Here is a 19,020-nt window from a genome sequence, read left to right on the forward strand (position 1 = left end):
AAGAGATCTTCACCACATGGACATGGGATGTCTTTGTAATCCTCCTGACGCGATGTGTCTAGACCTTCCGGCGAAATACCGTGAACGTTGCACAAAAGTCCGATATTTGGTGTCTTATCGCGCGTCATGTAGCCCATGTCTGCTCCCCGGGAATCCGGCTCTCGCGTGAACATGGGATGTCTGTTATGTTCCGGCGGTGACCTGCGTATCGATCGAGCGACTCCACGACCGGAGGTCGCGCCCGTGTCCCTGACCGACGAGGCGATCTCCCGCATCCGGGCGCTCGTCCAGTCGGGGGAGCTGCCCCCGGGGTCGCGGCTTCCCCCGGAACACCAGCTCGCCGCCCAGCTCGGCGTCTCCCGCAACCCGTTGCGCGAGGCGGTCAAGGCACTCGTCGTGGCCAGGGTGCTCGACGTGCGGCGCGGCGACGGCACCTACGTCACCAGCCTGGAGCCGAGGCTGCTGCTGGAAGGGCTGGGACTCGCCGTCGAGCTGCTGCGCGACGACACCCTGCTGGAGATCGTCCAGGTGCGGCGGATGCTGGAGCCCGCGGCGACCGCACTGGCCGCGTCCAGGATCTCCGCCGCCCAGCTCGCCGAGATCGGCGAGCACCTGGCCGCGATGCGCGAGGCGAGCGACGACGTGGAGAAGCTGATCCACCACGACGCCGCCTTCCACCGCGCCGTGGTGCGGGCGACAGGCAACGAGACGCTCTCCACCCTGCTCGACGGGATCTCCGGCCACACCCTGCGGATGCGGGTGTGGCGCGGCACGGTCGAGGCCGGCAGCTCGCACAAGACCGTCGCCGAGCACGAGGCGATCTACAACGCCCTCGCCGCCGGCGACGCGACGCTCGCCCAGGCGGCGGCGCTGATGCACATCGGCACGACCGAGACGTGGATCCGCTCGGTGCTCGAAGACGTCGAGAACTCCCCGAGCGAGGCCGACGGTGATCAGGCACCGCCCGGCAGCGGCGTCGCCGACGGGCTCTGGCAGGATCTCGGGGGAGACACGGGGGAGACGGAGACGAGGGAGACACGGTGAAGATACGCCTGGCCTACGGGGAGACCGGCCTCACGGTCGAGCTGCCGGACACGGCCACCACGGTGGTCACCCCCGTACACCACGAGGCCGCGCCCGACCAGATGGGCGTGCTGCGGGCGGCCCTGCGCGATCCGGTGGCCGGGCCGCCGCTGCGCGAGAGGGTACGGCCGGGACAGACCGTCGCCATCTCGGCCTGTGACGGCACCCGTCCCCAGCCGCGGCACCTGATGATCCCGGCGATCCTCGACGAACTCGACGGCGTCGTCGACCTCGACGACGTGACCATCCTGGTGGCGACCGGCACCCACCGCGGCAACACCGAGGCCGAACTGCGCGCGATGTTCGGCGACGCGGTCGTGGACTCCGTGCGGATCGTCAACCACGACGCCCGCGACCCCGGCTCGCTCACCTACCTCGGCCGCTTCGGCAAGGACGTACCGGTGTGGCTGAACACCGCCTGGGTCGAGGCCGACGTGCGGATCACCACCGGTTTCGTGGAACCTCACTTCTTCGCGGGCTTCTCCGGCGGCCCCAAACTCGTCGCCCCCGGCCTGGCCGCGCTGGAGACCGTCCTCACCCTGCACGACGCCGCGCGCATCGGCGACCCCCGGGCAACCTGGGGGGTGATCGAGGGCAACCCCGTGCACGACGACGTGCGGGCGATCGCCGAGGCCACCGGGGTGACCTTCGCCCTCGACGTGATCCTCAACCGGGACAAGGACATCGCGGCGGCGTTCGGCGGCGACATCCTGCCCATGCACGCCGCCGCCACCGCCGCCGCCCGCCGGGTCGCGATGCGGGAGGTCGAGGCACCCTTCGACGTGGTGGTCACCACCAACTCCGGCTACCCCCTCGACCAGAACCTCTACCAGGCGGTCAAGGGCATGTCGGCGGCGTTCCAGGTGGTCAGGCCGGGTGGCGTGATCGTCTGCGCGGCCGAGTGCCGCGACGGCTTCCCCGACCACGGCTCCTACCGCGAGGTGCTCGCCTCCGAGCCCTCCCCGCAGGCGCTGCTCGACGCGATCGCCGCCAGGCCGGTGACCGTCCCCGACCAGTGGCAGGTGCAGATCCAGGCACGCATCCAGGCCGGCGCCCGGGTGGTGATGCACACCTCCTACCTCGGCGACGCCGACCTGGCGACCGCCCACCTGGAGCAGACCGACGACATCGAGGCCACGGTGATCCAGGCGCTGGCCGCCGCCGGCCCCGGCGCCCGGGTGTGCGTGCTCCCCGAGGGGCCGCAGACCATCCCGTACCTGGCCGGCGGCCGGGCGTGAGCGAGCGCGTGGTGGACCTGGGGTTCGCCCGGGTCGACGTGGACCGGGAGGCCCGCCAGGGGACGCCTGAGGTGGTCTACGGGCCCGGCAAGACCGCCGGGGAGATCGCCGCGATCGCGTCCGCCCTGCTCGCCCGCAACACCGGCCCGGTGCTGGCCACCCGGGTCGAGGAGGCCGACGCCCGGACCGTCCTCGCGGCCGTGCCCGGCGGGTCCCACGACCCGGCCGCGCGGCTGCTGGCATGGCGGCCGGCCGCACCCGGAACCTTCGCGGTCGCGGTCGTCACGGCGGGCACCTCCGACGGGCCGGTGGCGGCCGAGGCCGCGGCCGTGGCCCGGGCGCTCGGCCTCGCCGTCACCGTGATCCGCGACGTGGGCGTCGCGGGCATCCACCGGCTGCTCGCCGAGACCGAGCGGCTCCGCGCGGCCGACGCGGTGATCGTCGTGGCGGGCATGGAAGGCGCGCTCGCCAGCGCCGTCGGAGGTCTCGTGGCGGCGCCGGTGATCGCCGTGCCCACCTCCGTCGGGTACGGCGCGGCCCTGGAGGGCGTCACCGCCCTGCTGGCGATGCTGTCCTCGTGCGCCGCGGGCCTCACCGTCGTCAACATCGACTCCGGCTTCGGCGCCGCCATGGCGGCCCACCGCCTCGCCCACACAGCCACCCGCCGCACCCGCCGCACCCTCTCACCACCCCCGCCCACCCCGGCCGGCGCGGAGGCGGCGCGGCCCGGGGGACGGCCGTGATCTGCTGGGTCAACCCGTTCACAGGGCTCGCCGGCGACATGCTGCTGGCGGCGCTCATCGACGCCGGGGCGCCGCTGGAGGGCATCCGCGCGGCGGTGGGATCGACCGGCCTCACCGGCTGGGAGCTGACCGCCGAGCGGGCCCTCAGCCACGGCCTGGCGGCGACCCGGGTACGGGTCACGGTCACCGACACGGCGACCGAGCGACGGGCCGCCGAACTGATCGCGATGGCCGGGGCCGCCCGGCCCGGACCGGTCGCCGCCCTCGCCGGCGACGCGCTGCGGGCGATCGCGGAGGCGGAGGGCCGTATCCACGGCACCGACCCCGGCCAGGTGCACCTGCACGAGCTGGGCGGCCACGACGCGCTCGTGGACATCGTCGGCGTGGCCGCCGCGCTGCACCTGCTCGGCGTCGACACCGTGCACTGCGCCCCGATCCCGCTGGGCACCGGCACGGTGACCACCCGCCACGGCGTACTGCCCGTACCGGCTCCCGCGACCGCCGCCCTGCTGCGAGGGGCGCTGGTGACCGGCAGCGACCTGCCGGGCGAGACCGTGACCCCCACGGGAGCGGCGCTGCTGCGCGCCATGCGAGCGCGATACACCCCGCCGCCGGCGATGACCCCGGTGGCGACCGGCTACGGCGCGGGCACCAGGAAACTTCCCGACCGCCCCAACATCGTCGCCGTCACCGTCGCCGAGCCCGTCCGGGACAGCGGCACCGAACCCCTCGTCGTCCTGGAGACCAACCTGGACGACGTCACCGGCGAGGTGCTCGGGCACACGATCGCGCGGGCCCTCGACGCCGGCGCCCTGGACGCCTGGGCCACCCCGGCCACCATGAAGAAGGGGCGACCGGCGCACGTACTGCACCTGCTGTGCCGCCGTCCCGCCCTCCCCGCCCTGCGCGAACTGATCCTCGCCGAGACCGGCGCGCTCGGCGTGCGCGAGGTCGCGGTCGAGCGCACGGCCCTGCCCCGGCACATCACCGAGGTCGACCTGGAGGGCCATCGCGTACGGGTCAAGCACGGACCCCACTCGGCCAAACCCGAACACGACGACGTGGCCGCGGCCTCGGCCGCCCTCGGCCTGTCCCTGCGCGAGACGGCCGCCAGGGCGCTGCGACTGGCCCACGAGCGGCCCGCCACGCACGAGAGCCCAGGTTGACCTCCTCACCGCACCTCAAGGCGGAGGTCACCACGCGGAAAGGAACACGATGACGGCCCTCGACGCCAAGATCGCCACGCTGCTCGACCGGCTGGCGGCCCTGCCCTCGCTCGCCGTCGCCTTCTCCGGCGGGGTCGACTCCGCGCTGGTGCTGGCGGCGGCGGTCCGCTCGGTAGGGTCCGGCAGAGTCGCCGACAGAGTCCTGGCGGTGACGGCGGTCTCCGACAGCCTGGCGGCCGAGGAACTCGACGCGGCACGGCGGTTCGCGCTCTCGCTCGGCGTACGGCACCTGCTGCCCGGCACCGCCGAGACGGCGAACCCCGGCTACCGGGCGAACGGCCGCGACCGCTGCTACTTCTGCAAGTCGGAGGTGCTCGACGTGATCGGCCGGGTGGCGGCCGACCACGGCTTCGCGCACGTCGCCACCGGCACCAACGCCGACGACGCCGCCGACCCGTTCCGGCCGGGGATCAGGGCCGCCGACGAGCGCGGGGTGCTCGCCCCGCTGCGGGACGCCGGTCTGACCAAGGCCGAGGTACGGCGGGCCTGCAAGGCGTGGGACCTGACCGTCTGGGACAAGCCGGCCGCGCCCTGCCTGGCCAGCCGGGTGGCCTACGGCGTGGAGGTGACACCGGCCAGGCTGCACCGCGTCGAGACGGCCGAGCGGGCGGTGCGCCGCCTGCTGGCCGGAGCCGGCCTGACGGTCACCGACCTGCGGGTGCGCGACCTCGGCGACCGGGCGCGGGTGGAACTGGACGCCGACCTGCTGCCCCGGGCCTCAAGCCTGCCGGGCCTGGTCCCCGCCGTACGCGAGGCGGGCTTCCACGGCGCCCAGGTCGACGTGGCGGTCTTCCGCTCCGGAGTCCTGAACATCGAGCCGCTTCGCCCCTGAGCGGTCGCGCGGACCCCGCGCGCGAGGTCGCTCGCGTGGCCTCGACAGGAAAAGCACCACGGCGGTCCCGGGTTCACCGGACCCGGGCCTGCCGAGGGTGAGCCATCGATCCTTGGATCGGCCTGATGTCCCAGAGGCTTGGCGCGTCGGCCTCCGGGACGTCAGGCCGGCGTTCCGTCTCCTCGTGACGGGACGGGCGCGGTCAGCGTGAGCGATCTGTTCAGGACGTACTCGGTCTCACCCGCTCGGAACATCACCGACGCCTTGATCTGCGCGCGATCGGCCGGGGACGCGAACGACTCGGGTGCCGTGACCTTCCAGGTCTCGGTGGCCGAGTCGCCGGGGGCGAGCACGTCTCTCACCGGTTCGCCGGCGCGTTCGGCCCTCCAGCCCCGCAAGGCGGCGATCGAGACGGCCAGGCCGGTGGCCGGACGCTCGCCCAGGTTCTCCACCGTGACGGTGACGATCGTCGGACCACCGGCCCCCACGGTGACCGGATCGGCGGACAGGAAGGCGCCGGCCGGGGGACGCCGCGGGTCGGGGGCGCCGCGGTACGGCCCGGCGGGACCCGCCTCGTAGATCACCCGGCTGGCCTCGATCGGGAGGTTGCCGTCGGTGACGACGACGTTGCCGCGGACGACGTTGCCACGGTCGCCGTCGGCGATGCCGGTGACGGCGGGGTTGGTGGTGTAGTTCCCGATCAGGGTGAGATCACCGGTGTGGTTGGCGACGCCGTTGTTGGCGTGCGCCCACTGCTCCGCGGTGTCGGCGAACACGTTGCGGCGCACGCTCAGGTACCGGGCACCCTCGTCGAAGTACAGGCCGTACTGGCCGCTGTTCTCGCAGAAGTTCTCCTCGACGCGGCCGCGGGGTATCGCCGAGAGCGCGTAGATGCAGCCGGCGGCGTACATCGTCCGCACGACGTCGCGCACGTGGTTGCCCACGATGTGGACGTCACTCAGAGTCGTGGGCGTGTCGTGGACCGGCTGGAAGCGGTAAAGCCCGCGATCGACGTAGTCGGGGCTGCCTCCCACGTCGTTGGCGCCCCAGCCGTAACCGACGCCGATGCCGATGTAGGGCATCTCGGAGACGTGGTTGTGCTCGATGGTCAGCCGCGTGACGTAGGTGGCGAGAATCGCGGCCTGGTCCAGGTATTCGAGCGCGGTCGCGTGGACGCGGTTGTCGCTGAGCACGATGTCGCTGTTGACCATACGGGGGTCGGACGGATGGTGCGCGTCGGGGCGCACGCCGCCGACCACGATCCCGCCGCCGGCACTCGCGGTGAACGTGCTCCCCACCACCGAGACCCGGTGCGCGCCCAGCCCCACGCCGGTGGCATGGGCGCCCGCGTCGTTGCCGATGCCGAGCCCGACGGAACCGAGGTTGACGAAGGTGCTGTCGAGGAACCCGATGTCGTCGGCCGCCGACACCTGCACCGCCGCGGGCGCCTGTGCCCAGTCGTTACGAGACGCCTCAAGCCCCGTGCAGCCGACGGAGCACGAGGTGAACGCGTCGGCCGGTCGGCGGGGCTGGACGCCGCTGATGAACACGCCGGTCTGCTGGTTGGCGTACCCGTCGGACGAACCGGGACGCAGCCACGTGGTGCCGGTGAAGGTGAGGCCCTCGAATCGCAGGTTGCGGGCGGGCTCGTCGTAGGTGCCGCCGACCTGGAGCAGCGATTCCAGCCGCGGCAGCTCCACCCGCGCGCGCGAGACGTCCTGCCCCGGGAGCGGTTTGTAGTAGAGCGTCCCCGTCGCCGGGTCCAGATACCACTCGCCGGGCTCGGTCAGGAAACTCCTGGAGTTGAGCAGGAAGAACGTCGGGGTGCGGAACGGAGCCTGGACGGTGTCGTAGCCGTAGGTGTTGTTGTCCCAGGCCGGCTGTTGCATGACGACCGTCGATCCGGAGACGCTCCGCAGCGGCGCGAACCGGTTGGTGAACGTCAGCATCGCCTGCAGTTCGATGCGCCCCTGGTCGGGCAGGGTGGCCAGGTAGGCGAGGTCGGGGTTGTCGACGGTGAAACCGGTCGCGGTCGGCGTGATGTCGCCGGGTGCCAGCCTGATCCGCGCGCGGCGCGCGAGGACCCCGTCGACGTAGAGCTGCCGGGTGTCGAATCCGGTGCCGACCCGGGCCCGGTAGACGCCCGTGTCGGTGTCGTCGGGGTCGTCGGGTTCCCAGCCGGTGACGGGCCGGGCGCCGCTCAGTACGGGCCTGGCCCCGCGCGCCGCCCTCCAGGTCACGGTGTGCCCGCCGCGCCCGGAGTCGGCGGCGTCCAGGCGCAGCGGCGAGAGCAGGCGGTGGATCCCGTCCAGGAGCAGGACGACGACGTCGCGGTCGCCCTCGGCCGCCGCCTCGCGCGCCCGCCGCCGTGCCTCCCACAGGGTCGCCAGTGGCCGCGCCGCAGTGCCGGGGCCGCCGTCGTCGGCGTTCTCGGCCCCGGTGGGCGCGACCACGATCGTGTGGCCGGCCCGTGAGGTCTCCGCCGGGGCCGAGGCGCGTCTGTGTGGCACGAACGACGAACGCACGCGCGTTCCTTTCTTCCGGCCCGGGACGCTCATCCGGCCCGGGGACACGGCGTGGACCGTCGGTGTCGAACGGTGAGGGGCTACCTCGGCGTTCGGTCGCGCAGGTCCACGGCCAGGGGGGCGAGCAGGCGCTGCTGCGCGACCTGATCGTGATCGGTCACCGAGAGCAGCCGGCGTCCGGCCTGCTCGGGGCGGACGCCGGGGCCGTCGGCCGTCAGGGTGCCCGGCCGGTGGGTGAACCCTCTGATGACGTCCTCGTCGACCGTGACGCCCAGGCCGGGAGAGTCCCCGAGGTGGAACGCGCCGTCCTCGACGTGCAGGTCGACGGACACCCCCAGTGGCGGACGCAGGTCCTGCAACTCGCTGGCGATGTGGTTCGGCACCGAGGTCGCGGCGTGCAGCAGGCCGATCGGGATGTTGCCGATCGGGCTGACCGGCAGATCGTGGGCGTGAGCCAGGGCCGACACCCGCAGGAAATGGGAGACACCCCAGACCGCGGCCGTCTGGACGATGTCGACGGCTCCCGCGGCCAGCAGCGGGCGATACTGCTCAAGTCCGGTGAGGTTCTCCCCGGTGGCGACCGACGCGCGGATCCCCCTGCCGACGGTGGCATGGCCCTCGGCGTCCCACCGCCGGACGGGCTCCTCGATCCAGGTGAGATCCAGGGTGCGCTCCAGCTCGCAGACGTGCCGGATCGCCTGTTTGCGCGACCACGACTCGTTCACGTCGAGCATCAGGCCCGGCCGCCTTCCGTGCCCGGCCTCGGTCAGGACCTCCTGCACCAGCGTCAGGCGGTGCCTGTCCCGCTCGATGTCGAGGCCGCCCTTGAGCTTGGCGGCCCGCAGGCCGTACCGGGCGTAGACCTCGTAGGCCGAGACGAGCTCGTCGTCGGTCAGGCCGATGTCCAGGCCGGAGGCGTAGGCGGGGACCCGCCTGTCGCGCCCGCCCAGCAGACGCCAGAGCGGTTCGCCGGCGATCTTCGCCTTGATGTCCCACAGGGCGGTGTCCATGGCGCCGATGGTCCCGAACACCGCGCCCGCGTGGCCCGCCTTGAAGGTCTGCCGCAGCATGCGGTCGTACAGCGCCGCCACGCCGCGCGGGTCCTCGCCCTCGATGGCGGCGAAGACGCCGTCGATCTCCACGTGAGGTCCGATGCCGACACCGGTGATCCCCTCGTCGGTGTCCACCATGACGATGGACACCGGAACGACGCCGTCGGCGTAGAGGCCGTTGGAATCACCGACAGGACGGTCCCATTCCTGGACCGTCGTCAAAGTGCGATACCCCGAAATACGCATGTCAGCCCTTCGTGGAACCGGCGGTGACCCCGTCGGCGATCTGGCGCTGGAGAAAGAGATAGATCATCAACATGGGGACGGCGGCGATCAGCACCCCGGAGGCGAAGGTGGGGATGTTGTCGGAGTACTGTCCACGCAGCGAGGTGACCCCGACCATGAGGGTGCGGTGGTCGGCCGACGGCATCATCAGCAGGGCGATGAGCACGTCGTTCCAGCAGAACAGCGTGTTGAGAATGCCGACCGACAGCAGCGCCGGAGTGCCCATGGGCAGCATGATCCGCCGGTAGACGCCGTACGTGGTGTTCCCGTCGATCCTCGCCGCGTCGACGATCTCCGCCGGGATGGTCTTGTAGTAACTCGTCATCAGGAAGATGGTGAACGGCAGGAACTGCGCGACGTAGGCGAGGATCAACCCCGGGTAGGTGTCGATGAGGCCGCTGTCGGCCATGACCCGCGCGAGCGGCACCATGATCACCTGAAACGGGATGAGCAGCGCCGCGAGACAGCCGAGGAAAAGCACCTTGGAACCGCGAAACCGCAGCTGGCTCAGCGCGAAGCCCGCCATCGACCCGAAGAGGAGCAGCAGGACCACCGAGATCGTCACCACGATGAGCGAGTTGGCGAAGTATCGTGCCATGCCGACACTGGTCCACGCCGTGACGATGTTCTCCCACTGCAGGGAGGTCGTCAGGGCGAAGCGGTCGAGGACGTACTCACGCCGGGTCTTCAGGGCGACGTTGACGGTGAACACGAGGGGGTAGATCGTCGCCAGCGCGAGGAGCGCCATCGGAACGGCGAGCACCCACCTGATCAGTCTCTTGCCGAGCATCAGTCCTGCCTCCCCGCGCGGCGGAGCACGCTGATCTGCAGGAGCCCCACCACGAGCATGATGAGGAAGAGGACCGTCGACGCGGCCGAGGCGAGCGCCGGGCGGTTCATCTGTCCCTGCTGGATCCAGACGTAGTACTCCGGCAGGTAGGTGGACCCCTCCGGGCCGCCGCTGGTCATGACGTACAGCAGGCCGAACATGGATGTCAGCATCCCGATCATCGTGGTCACGAAGACGAACTGAATGGTGCGGGTCAGGCCCGGGATGATCACGTGCCAGATGGTCTGCGGGAGCGACGCGCCGTCCATCCTGGCCGCGTCCAGGAGCGCGGAGTCCAGGGTGGCGAATCCGGCGAGGAACACCACCAGGGCCATCCCGAACGTCGCCCAGATCTGCACGCCGACCACCGCGAACATGGCGACATCCGGATCGCCGAGCCAGTCGACCGGGCCGAGGCCGATCGTCGCGAGGATGGAGTTCAGCGGGCCGTCGAAGGCGAGCATCAGGTTGAAGATCGCACCGACGATCACCGGGGAGAGCACGGCCGGGAAGAAGTAGACGCTGCGGAAGACCCGATGCCCGGGAACGCGCAGGTAGATGAACGTCGCGAGCAGCCCGGGGATGGCCACCGCGACGGGAAGCAGCAGCACCAGCAGCAGCACGTTGCGCAGCGCGCTCTGGAACGTCGCGTCCTGGAACATCTCCAGGTAGTTGTCGAAGCCGACCATCGCCCCGTTGCGCTCACCGTCGCCGGTGAAGGAGAAGTTGACGCCCAGCAACAGCGGCCACAGCCGCAGGGCCACGATGATCAGTAGGGCCGGAGCCACCAGAACGTAAGGCGCGAGGCGCTCGGAGCGCAACGAGCGGGAGGGCGGCAGGGAAACGATCCCGGCGTCGGCGCGGCGTGCCCGCTGCTCTGCTTCCCTCGTTCCGCCCGCACCGCCTGCCCGCCCGGAACCGACCGGGCGGGCAGACGGCGACGAATCTCTGACCGGCACGAGATCAGCTCGCCCGATCCGAGGCGGCCAGCTGCTCCACTACCTCGTCGACGGTCGCCGAGCCGCTCAGGAGCTGCTGGGAAAGCCTTCCCATCAGGTCCAGGGTCTTGGAGGACAGCGCGACATGCAGCGCGGGCTTGCCTTCCTTGAGCTGGGAGACGAGCGTGCCGACGGCCGCGGGGGCCTGCGAGACGTCGATCGTGGTGTCGGACGCGATCGCGCCGGCGTCGGAGTAGAAGGAGGTGAGGGCGTCGGTGGTGGTCAGCGACCGCACCAGGTCGGCGGCGAGCTTGGGGTCCTTCGCCCACTTCGCGACGCCGTAGCCGATGCCACCGTCGTAGGCGAGGCTCGGGGTCACCCCGTCGGTGACGACCGGAGCGGGCATGACGCCGAGCTTGTCGGCCCCCAGGAACTCGCTGAAGTCCTTCCAGTGCCCGATGTCGGACATCAGGCCGATGATGTGGGCGGCCTTACCGGAGTTGAAGATCGTGAAGGCGTCGTTGAACATCGCGGTCGAGTTGGCCCCGTCGTTGTTCAGCTTCGCGTCGCCGGTGTCCTTCCACAGCTTGAAGATCTTCTTCACGTTGGGGGAGTCCCAGACGCGCTTCCCGGCGATCCAGTCGTCGTACTCCTGTGCCGTCAGGATGCCCGAGCCGAGGCCCGACATGAAGAATTGGATGCCGGCGCCCTCCTTGTTGCCGAGCGCGAAGCACTTGGCCCCGGTCGCCTTCTTGATGGCGGCGCAGTCGTCGAGGAACTTGTCCCAGGTGGTGGCGGGGTTCGCCGGGTCGAGTCCCGCCTTCTCGTACAGCGTCTTGTTGTAGTAGATCGGGTGGCCCTGCAACGTCAACGGCGCGGCGTAGATCTTGCCTGCCTCGCTGAACGCGTCCCAGCCCGCCAGGCGCTGCTTGTCCTCGGCCACGTACTGGTCGAGCGGAAGGAGCGCGTCCACGCGGTCGCGGATCTGGCCGCCTCCGTTGAAGAGCATGACGTCGGGCCCCGCGCTGGACTGGATCGCCGAGCCCAGCAGGGTGTAGTACTGGTCGAAGGGCTGGGCCACGAACTCGACCGTGACGTCCGGATGCTTCTTGGCGAAGTCGGCCTTCGCCTTCTGGATGTAGTTGGCGGCGGACGCCTCACCCGATTTCCAGTCCCAGACCACGAGTTTCGTGACCTTGCCGGACTCGCTCGGCGACGACGTGGGTCGCGTGGCGCTTCCGCAGCCGGTCAAGACCAGCCCCGCGGCCAGGACGGCCGACCAGAGTGCTCGCTGCTTCATTGCTGTTCACTCTCCAGAGGGTGGCCGGGCTCACCCGGCCTTCGTTTGAGGCGAAACGTAATTCGTATGACGTCTGACGTCAATATGCGTGACATATACTGATGTTGAAATGTGGCGCCGCCCGCGGCACCGGAGGAGATATGACGGCATCACAGGAGTCGCCCCTGAGCTTGGCGTCCCCTCCGGCGTGGGTGCGACGGCCGGCGAACCTCGCCAGGGCGGTCACGGCGGAGCTGGTGGAGCGCATCGTTCGCGGAGCGCATCCGCCCGGCACACCGCTGCCCGCCGAGCCGGTCCTCTGCGAGACCTTCTCGGTGAGCCGGACCGTCATCCGCGAGGCGGTGAAGATCCTTCAGGAGAAGGGGCTGGTGCAGGTCCGCCAGGGCAGCGGCACCATAGTCACCTCGCCGACGATGTGGGACATGCTCGACGAACTCGTCCTCGCGGCGACCATCGCCGAGGACGAGAGCCTGGCGATCCTCGACGACCTCGTCGTCACGCGGCGCGTGCTGGAGTCCGACATGGCGAACCTCGCCGCTCGCCTCGCGGACCAGGACACCATCGATCGGCTGCGTGCGCTGGTGGACCGGATGGACGAGCTCGTGGACGATCATGTCACCTACGCCGACCACGACCGCGCCTTCCACGACACGATCATGCAGGCGTCCGGAAACCGCATCGCCCGCGGCGTGGTGCGGGCACTGGAGAGTCAGGTCATCAACACCGCCCGCTACATGGGCCAGCCCCAGCGGGCACTGTGCGTGGCGTCCAACCTCGGTCATCGCCGTATTTACGAGCACATCGCCGCCCACGACCCCGGCGGCGCCGCCGGGGCGATGTTCACGCACATCACCGAAGCCTGGCTCGTTCGTCGCGGCGGGCCGGGCGATCCCGTACGCCTGGAGCGCTGAGGGCCGGCCTATGGACACGCGTTCCCTCGCGCGGGGTCGCCGGGGAGGTCCGAGGACTCGGTGGAAGGAGCCGGCCCGGTCAGGCCCAGGGCGGTGACGCGCCGTACCAGGGACTCGCGCCGCACCCGGATCTGCCGGCCGTTGTCGTGGCCGGCGAGGGTCGCGGCGCGCACCTCGGCGATGACGTGGGAGTGCGGGACGTTGAGCACCGCGGCGGCCGTGGCGACGCTCACCAGGGGCTCGTCGGGCAGCATCGCGAGCCGTTCGGCGATCATGCGCTCGCGGAACTCGGCGGCGAACCAGACGGTGGCGTCACCGATGCCGAGATGAAGGACGAGACCTTCGCGTTCCAGATACCGCAGGAGGTCGTCGATGTCGCCCGGCGTGCTCATGTGGTGCTTTCCCTCGTGTTCGGTGGTGTGGGCGGGATGGGGACCCGCGTTCCGGCGGCAGTGCCCTCGACTGCCCCCGGAGCGTCCCGGACGGGTGGGGCCGTCCGCCCCCGCCCGGCCGGGGGCGGGTGACGGCTTTCGCCGGGGCGGTGGGCCGCCCCGGCGAAGACATGAGACGGCTGGATCAGTTGCGCAGGCTCCAGCGCTGGTTGGCGCCGCCGTTGCAGGCCCAGAGGTTGAGCTTGGTGCCGTTGGCGGTGCCGTTGCTGGGCGCGTCCAGGCACAGCCCTGACTGCACGCCCGTGATGGTGCCGTTGGCGTTGACGTTCCACTGCTGGTTGGTGCCGCTGTTGCAGTCCCAGATCACCACCTGGGTGCCGTTGGCGGTTCCCTGGCCGTAGGCGTCCAGGCACTTGTTGGCGTACACCTGCAGCTGCTTGCCCGCGGTGTGGGTCCAACGCTGGCTGGTGGCGCTGCCACAGTCCCAGAGATGTGCCTGGGCCCCGTTGGCGGTGCTGTTGCCGGTGACGTCGACGCAGCGGTTCGACTGGGCCCCGACGATCTGCGCGCTCTGCTGCGGGTTACCGCTCGTCTGGGGGCCGGCGGCCGCCATCACGGCCTGGGCTCCCGAGGGCCAGTTGCCGTTGGTGACCGTGACGTTGCCGTTGACGACGTTGCCCCGGTCGCCGTTGGTCACGTTGGTGCTGTTGTTGGTCGCCCAGTTGTTGGTGACGGTGAAGTTCCCCATGTTCTCGGCGTACCAGTAGTTGGCGGTGGCCCAGGTGCCGGTGGAGGAGAAGACGTTGTTGCGAGCGGTGTAGTAGCGCGAGCCCTCGTCGAAGTAGAGCCCGAAGTAGCCGTTGGTCCGCAGGCAGTAGTTGTCGCTGATCACCGCGTTCGGGTTCGCCGACAGCGTGTAGATGCATCCGCCGTCGTTCATCTGCTGCATGACGTCGTGCACGTAGTTGCCGGTGAGCCGGTTGTTGGACGCGGTGGTGGCCGTGGTGTACCTCGGCTGGTAGTTGTACAGGCCGCGACCGGCGTAGTGCTCACTGCCGCCGGCGTCGTTGGCGCCCCAGCCGTACCCGATCGACATGCCGGTGTACGGCATGTTGTAGACCTCGTTGTTGGAGACGGTGGCGGTGTTGACGTAGGTGGTCAGGACCGACACGATGCCCCGGTACTCCACGCCGAGGTCGTGGATGCGGTTGTTGCTGACGGTGATGTTCCGGTTCACCATCCGCTGGTCGCCGGGGTGGTGCGCGTCGGCGCGCACGCCGCCGACCACGATGCCGCCGGCCGAGGTGCGGGCGATCTCGGACCGGGTGACGGTGATGTTGCTCGCGCCCAGGCCGACACCGCTGGTGTGGCCGTTGGCGTCGTTGCCGATGCCCACGGCCGTCTGGCCGAGGTTGAAGAACTGCGAGTCGCTGAAGGTGATGTTGTTGGCGGCCGACACCTGCACTGCGGCGGGCATCTGGTACCAGTTCGGCCGGGTGGCCTCGAACTGCGGGCAGCCGTTGTGGCAGGAGGAGAAGGCCGGCCAGTTCCAGTTGCCGGCCATGTAGACGCCGGTCTGCTGGTCCACGTAGCCCTGGTTGCCGCTGGGGCCCATCCAGGTCGTGCCGGTGAAGGTGATTCCGGTGAACGAGATGTGGTGGGCGGGCGCGTCATAGGTGCCCCCGACGTTCACCAGGGACTGCAGCGTCGGCAGCTCCACGCTGACGTTGCTCATGTTCTGCCCGGCGAGCGGGATGTAGGAGAGCTGGCCGGTCCCGGGGTTGAGGTGCCACTCGCCCGGTGAGTCGAGGAACTCGTAGGCGTTGGCCAGGTAGAGCGGACCCGCCCGGTGCGGGCTGGTGAAGGTGTCGTATCCGAAGTTGTTGTTGCTCCAGCCGGGCTGCTGCATCGTGATGAAGTTCCCGGTGATGTTCTGCACCCTCACGTACCGGTCGGTGAACGAGCCGACGCTCTCCATCTCGACCTGGTTCTTGTTGGCGAGGTTGTTCAGATAGCTCAGGGCGCCGTTGGTGAAGGAGAGGCCGCTGCTGTTGGCGGTGAAGTCCGACCGGTTCACGGTGGTACGCGCGCGTGTGGCGATGGCACCGTTGACGTAGAGCTGCCGGCTGTCGACCCCGGTGCCGACGTTGGCCCGCCAGATGTTCTTCCCTGAATCGGCGAGCGACCAGCCGGTGACCGCCCTCGCGCCGCTGATCACGGGGCGCGCCGACGGGGCGGCCCGCCATATCACCTGGTATCCGTTGTTACCGGAGTCGGCGGCGGTGAACCGTAGTGGCGCGGAGAGCCGGTATACCCCGTCGGCCAGTTCCACGACGATGTCGCCGGACATCGCGCCGGTGAGTGCCCGCACCGCGGTCTGCGCGGCCGGCAACGAGCACGGCTGGGCGCTGGAGCAGCTGCCGCCGCTGCCGGAGGGGGAGGCGTAGAGGGTCGTGGTGGCCGCGAGGGCGGGGGAGACCGGCGCCACCAGGGCGGCCGCGGCGGTCAATCCGATCGCGGCCGCTCCGGCCAGCATCAGTCTCCGTATCGCGGAGTACGAGAGTTCGAACACGGCACTTCCTTACGTGGGGGGGTGGTGGGAGAGCGGTCGGCGTGCCGCTCTCCCCCGGCGGGCACGCGAAGGTGCCCCGCCGTGGGCGGAATCCCCCGCCGGGAGGGTCGTTCTTCCCGGCGGGGGATTCCCGAAGGTGTCTCAGAGATGGTCCGGCAGGAGGATCAGATCCGGGTCCAGCGCTGGTTGCCTCCGCCGTTGCAGGACCAGATGACGAGCTTGGTGCCGTTGGCCGTGGCGTTGTTGGGCACGTCCAGGCACTTGTTCGAGCCGAGGGCGGTGATGCTGCCGTCGGGGTTGAGGCGCCACTTCTGGTTGTTCTGGCCGTTGCAGTCCCAGATCTGCACCGCGGCGCCGTCGGCGGTGCTCTGGTTGCTCACGTCCAGGCACTTGTTGCCGTAGACCCGCAGCTCGTTCGCGCCGTTCGACGTCCACTGCTGGTTGCTCTGGCCGTTGCAGTCCCAGATCTGCGCCAGAGCGCCGTTGGCCTGGGAGGCGCCGGTCACGTCGAGGCACTTGCCCGAGGCCGTGCCCCGGAGCGGGCTCGTCTGCGTTCCCGGGTTCGCGGTCGGAGTCGGGTTCGGGGTCGGGTTGGGGTTGGGGTCGCTACCGAACTGCGAGAAGAACCTCCACACCTCGCCCTTGGTCCAGGTCGTGATGCCGCTCTCGGCGTAGGTCCCGTCCACCGGACCCGGCATGTGGCCGTTGTCGAAGGCGGCCCACACGACCGGGTAGCCCGCGCGGCAGCCCGAGTAGGTGGTGGTGATGTGCGTCCTGCTGCCAGAGCCCGGCTCCGGCGGGTTCTGGGGGGTGCAGCCGTTGTTCCTGACGAACCTGTCACGCAGTGACCGGCCCTGGGAGATGTTGAGGACGTTGTCGGTGATGCCGTGCAGTCCCATGTACGCGATGGGCTGGCTGCCGTCGCTGCATCCGCTGAGCTGGGCGCCGGCGTAGACCGCGACCGCGCGGAAGACGTTCGCCCGGCTGCAGGCGAGCGAGTAGCTCATACCGCCGCCGTAGCTGAAGCCCATGGCGAAGCGCTGCGAGGTGTCGACGCACAGGGCCGCGTCGATCCGCCTGATCAGGTCGTCGACGAGGACCACGTCCTCGTTGCCGGAGTTGGCCCAGCCGTTGCCGATGCCCTGGGGCGCGACGAAGATCGCGTTGTTGTTCGACATCTGCCGCATGCCGTAGAAGGACCACGGGTAACCGCTGGTGCCGCCGGAGTCGACGTCGTTCATGGTGCCGCCCCGCCAGTGGAATCCGAAGAACAACCGGTAGGGGGTGTTGTTGTTGTAGTTGTCGGGGAGTCTCAGGATGAAGGAGCGGGTCTTGCCGCCGCTCTGGATCGTCTGCGTACCGTTGTTCAGCCCCGGGGCCTTGCCGCACCCGGCGGTCGGCGCGAGGGCGCGGGCCCCCGCCGACGACGACGCGGTGGCGCTGGAGCTGCTCAGTGCGGCATGTGCCGTGGACACGACGAGGAGGGCCGCGACCGCGATCGCTCCGAAGAGGGATCTCCGCTTCGCCATCAGGTGACCTCCCCTGCGGTTCGAATATCGGCATGTCTTGGTGGGCAGACCACTTGCTTCTCCTTCATGTGGGGGGTGAGGAGTTTCAGCCGGCCGGTGTGGCGGCTCGACGCCGTTTTTGTTTTCGCCCGCGCCGAACAGCACGCCTGGCCGGTTCTTGCAGGTGTCGCCGAACAACCGCGTCCCGGTCCGAGGTGGTCGGGACCGTTCGCGTTGCCGTCATGGACGGCGATGTCCGTCCTTGTCTCCGGTGGCTTCCCCTCCGCTCCAGATGTGGTCCGGCCAAAGGGGGGCCCTCCGACAGGAGGCGTCCCGGAGACTTAGCTACTAATTACGTTCCTCACGCTGAGTCGCGTCAAGACCTTAAGCCCACTTATTTCTGACTCCTCACAGGGGTTCCTTTGTCAGAGTTGGGGTTCATTTGAAGATAAGCGCAGGTAGGGGGCTTACTTCTTCCTCCCTCCTTGCTGTGGATCCGAGTTCGGGCAGGATGTGTAGCACTTAATGTCAGGTAGGTTGAGAGGGATTGATGCTGATCCGTGCCTCAGTTGGTCGTACTCTTGAGGAGGTGGTGGCAGGGAGAGGGCGGGTAGCGTGATCGATAATCCGCGCGCGGAAGGCGCATACCGGCCGGGCTACGAGGTGGCCGCGGAGCAGGTGCTGGAGTTGATCACCAGGCTGCACCTGCGGCCGGGTGATCGCATGCCCACCGAGAACGAGCTGGCCCAGCAACTGGGCACGAGCCGGACCGTGGTGCGCGAGGCGGTGAAGATACTCTCCGCGCTCGGCAGGATACGCGCCCAGAAAGGGCGCGGCCTCTACGTGGCCGACGACGAGGGGATGCTCGGTACCGGACGATGGGCGTCCTTCTTCCTGCCCACCGACCTGGACCACATCTACATGCTGTTCGAGTTCCGCCGGGCCCAGGAGATGGAGACCAGCCGGCTTGCCGCCCGCCGCGCCACCCCGGCGGAGCTGGGAGACATCGAGAAGTGGGCCGGGGTGTGCCGCTACGGGTTCGACACCGGACGCGAGGAGCTGTTCAACGAGGGCGACGACGCCTTCCACACCGCCATCGCGACGGCCTCGCACAACATGTTCCTCCAGATAGCGGTGCGGGAGGCTCGCCGGCTGCAGGCGCAGTCCAACCTCATCGGACTGCGAGGTTCGGTGGGCGGGCACGCGGCGAAGGCCGTCGAGGAGCACGACGCCATCTACCAGGCCATCCGCGCCGGTGACCCCGAGGCGGCGGCCCAGGCCGCGGCGACGCACATCGACAACACGCTGGACGACTACCGCAGGGAGATCCAGCAACGCATCTTCTCGCCGACCGACTGACTCCCCGCGGGCGGGCGACGCGGACGGCGGGTGCGCGGCGCCGCCGGAATCCGCCCGGCGCCGTCGCGCCGGGCGGATCGGCCGTGAGGTCAGACGCGGGTCCAGTGCTGGTCCGTCACCCGGGTGAGCGACGCGGTCGCGGCGGGCCGGACCGCCCGCAGCAGGCTCGCGATCGTCAGGGGTGACGCGACGACCGCGAGCAGGGCGCTGAGCCTTCGTCTCACGTT

General features: G+C 70.0%; 16 protein-coding genes. 7 read left to right on the top strand and 9 right to left on the bottom strand.

Features of this window, described 5'->3' with window-relative positions; genetic code table 11:
* Positions 1 to 243: 243 nt before the first annotated feature.
* The 5 genes from ACFY3D_RS34880 to larE are packed head-to-tail and all read left to right on the top strand — an operon-like array spanning position 244 to position 5,122.
* Entirely contained in the window at positions 244 to 1,044 is an 801-nt protein-coding gene (locus tag ACFY3D_RS34880) for a FadR/GntR family transcriptional regulator (RefSeq protein WP_389987792.1), read from the top strand.
* A complete protein-coding gene (gene larA, locus ACFY3D_RS34885; RefSeq protein WP_350946312.1) occupies positions 1,041 to 2,321 on the top strand; it encodes a nickel-dependent lactate racemase in 1,281 nt (426 codons plus the stop codon). The genes ACFY3D_RS34880 and larA overlap by 4 nt, the downstream gene beginning before the upstream one ends.
* Positions 2,318 to 3,064, top strand: a complete 747-nt coding sequence (gene larB, locus ACFY3D_RS34890) for a nickel pincer cofactor biosynthesis protein LarB (protein WP_389987796.1) — start codon at positions 2,318 to 2,320, stop codon at positions 3,062 to 3,064. Before larA ends, larB begins: the two co-directional genes overlap by 4 nt.
* Positions 3,061 to 4,230, top strand: coding sequence for a nickel pincer cofactor biosynthesis protein LarC (larC, locus tag ACFY3D_RS34895; RefSeq protein WP_389987799.1), 1,170 nt, complete (start codon positions 3,061 to 3,063; stop codon positions 4,228 to 4,230). The genes larB and larC overlap by 4 nt, the downstream gene beginning before the upstream one ends.
* Positions 4,231 to 4,279: 49 nt before the next feature.
* Entirely contained in the window at positions 4,280 to 5,122 is an 843-nt protein-coding gene (larE, locus tag ACFY3D_RS34900; protein WP_389987802.1) for an ATP-dependent sacrificial sulfur transferase LarE, read from the top strand.
* Positions 5,123 to 5,283: 161 nt separating this feature from the next.
* Here larE and ACFY3D_RS34905 read toward each other — a convergent pair whose 3' ends face one another.
* The 5 genes from ACFY3D_RS34905 to ACFY3D_RS34925 form a co-directional block, all read right to left on the bottom strand.
* On the bottom strand, positions 5,284 to 7,647 hold the full coding sequence (locus ACFY3D_RS34905; protein WP_389987805.1) for an NEW3 domain-containing protein: 2,364 nt from the start codon (positions 7,645 to 7,647) through the stop codon (positions 5,284 to 5,286).
* A gap of 80 nt (positions 7,648 to 7,727) precedes the next feature.
* Positions 7,728 to 8,921 carry a mandelate racemase/muconate lactonizing enzyme family protein gene (locus tag ACFY3D_RS34910; protein WP_389987808.1) on the bottom strand — a complete coding sequence of 398 codons (1,194 nt, stop codon included), beginning with the start codon at positions 8,919 to 8,921 and terminating at the stop codon, positions 7,728 to 7,730.
* Between the two features lie 25 nt (positions 8,922 to 8,946).
* A complete protein-coding gene (locus ACFY3D_RS34915; RefSeq protein WP_350946306.1) occupies positions 8,947 to 9,774 on the bottom strand; it encodes a carbohydrate ABC transporter permease in 828 nt (275 codons plus the stop codon).
* A complete protein-coding gene (locus ACFY3D_RS34920; protein ID WP_350946305.1) occupies positions 9,774 to 10,601 on the bottom strand; it encodes a sugar ABC transporter permease in 828 nt (275 codons plus the stop codon). Before ACFY3D_RS34920 ends, ACFY3D_RS34915 begins: the two co-directional genes overlap by 1 nt.
* A gap of 175 nt (positions 10,602 to 10,776) precedes the next feature.
* Positions 10,777 to 12,051, bottom strand: coding sequence for an ABC transporter substrate-binding protein (locus ACFY3D_RS34925; RefSeq protein WP_389987811.1), 1,275 nt, complete (start codon positions 12,049 to 12,051; stop codon positions 10,777 to 10,779).
* 140 nt (positions 12,052 to 12,191) lie between these two features.
* On the opposite strand from ACFY3D_RS34925, the gene ACFY3D_RS34930 reads away from it, so the two are divergent.
* A complete protein-coding gene (locus ACFY3D_RS34930) occupies positions 12,192 to 12,962 on the top strand; it encodes a FadR/GntR family transcriptional regulator (protein WP_362907302.1) in 771 nt (256 codons plus the stop codon).
* A gap of 8 nt (positions 12,963 to 12,970) precedes the next feature.
* Here the strand turns inward: ACFY3D_RS34930 and ACFY3D_RS34935 are convergent, their stop codons facing one another.
* The 3 genes from ACFY3D_RS34935 to ACFY3D_RS34945 form a co-directional block, all read right to left on the bottom strand.
* A complete protein-coding gene (locus tag ACFY3D_RS34935; protein WP_389987814.1) occupies positions 12,971 to 13,354 on the bottom strand; it encodes a hypothetical protein in 384 nt (127 codons plus the stop codon).
* A 184-nt stretch (positions 13,355 to 13,538) separates the two neighbouring features.
* Positions 13,539 to 15,926: a ricin-type beta-trefoil lectin domain protein gene (locus ACFY3D_RS34940; protein ID WP_389987817.1), complete on the bottom strand. Its 2,388-nt coding sequence runs from the start codon at positions 15,924 to 15,926 to the stop codon at positions 13,539 to 13,541.
* Between the two features lie 164 nt (positions 15,927 to 16,090).
* On the bottom strand, positions 16,091 to 17,455 hold the full coding sequence (locus tag ACFY3D_RS34945; protein WP_389987820.1) for a lectin: 1,365 nt from the start codon (positions 17,453 to 17,455) through the stop codon (positions 16,091 to 16,093).
* A 594-nt stretch (positions 17,456 to 18,049) separates the two neighbouring features.
* Here ACFY3D_RS34945 and ACFY3D_RS34950 point away from each other — a divergent pair.
* The gene (locus tag ACFY3D_RS34950) at positions 18,050 to 18,793 is read left to right on the top strand and encodes a FadR/GntR family transcriptional regulator (RefSeq protein WP_389987823.1); all 744 of its coding nucleotides are present in this window, start codon (positions 18,050 to 18,052) and stop codon (positions 18,791 to 18,793) included.
* Positions 18,794 to 18,882: 89 nt separating this feature from the next.
* Here the strand turns inward: ACFY3D_RS34950 and ACFY3D_RS34955 are convergent, their stop codons facing one another.
* Complete coding sequence (locus ACFY3D_RS34955) at positions 18,883 to 19,017, bottom strand: hypothetical protein (RefSeq protein ID WP_389987826.1); 135 nt, start codon at positions 19,015 to 19,017, stop codon at positions 18,883 to 18,885.
* Positions 19,018 to 19,020: the final 3 nt, after the last annotated feature.

Source organism: Streptosporangium sp. NPDC000509 (genome assembly GCF_042898365.1).
Lineage (GTDB): Bacteria > Actinomycetota > Actinomycetes > Streptosporangiales > Streptosporangiaceae > Streptosporangium.

Coding starts and splice junctions, on each gene's coding strand:
- larE (WP_389987802.1), top strand. CDS start 4,280: ATGACGGCCCTCGACGCCAAGATCGCCACGCTGCTCGACCGGCTGGCG.
- ACFY3D_RS34915 (WP_350946306.1), bottom strand. CDS start 9,774: ATGCTCGGCAAGAGACTGATCAGGTGGGTGCTCGCCGTTCCGATGGCG.
- ACFY3D_RS34925 (WP_389987811.1), bottom strand. CDS start 12,051: ATGAAGCAGCGAGCACTCTGGTCGGCCGTCCTGGCCGCGGGGCTGGTC.
- ACFY3D_RS34930 (WP_362907302.1), top strand. CDS start 12,192: ATGACGGCATCACAGGAGTCGCCCCTGAGCTTGGCGTCCCCTCCGGCG.
- ACFY3D_RS34935 (WP_389987814.1), bottom strand. CDS start 13,354: ATGAGCACGCCGGGCGACATCGACGACCTCCTGCGGTATCTGGAACGC.
- ACFY3D_RS34945 (WP_389987820.1), bottom strand. CDS start 17,455: ATGGCGAAGCGGAGATCCCTCTTCGGAGCGATCGCGGTCGCGGCCCTC.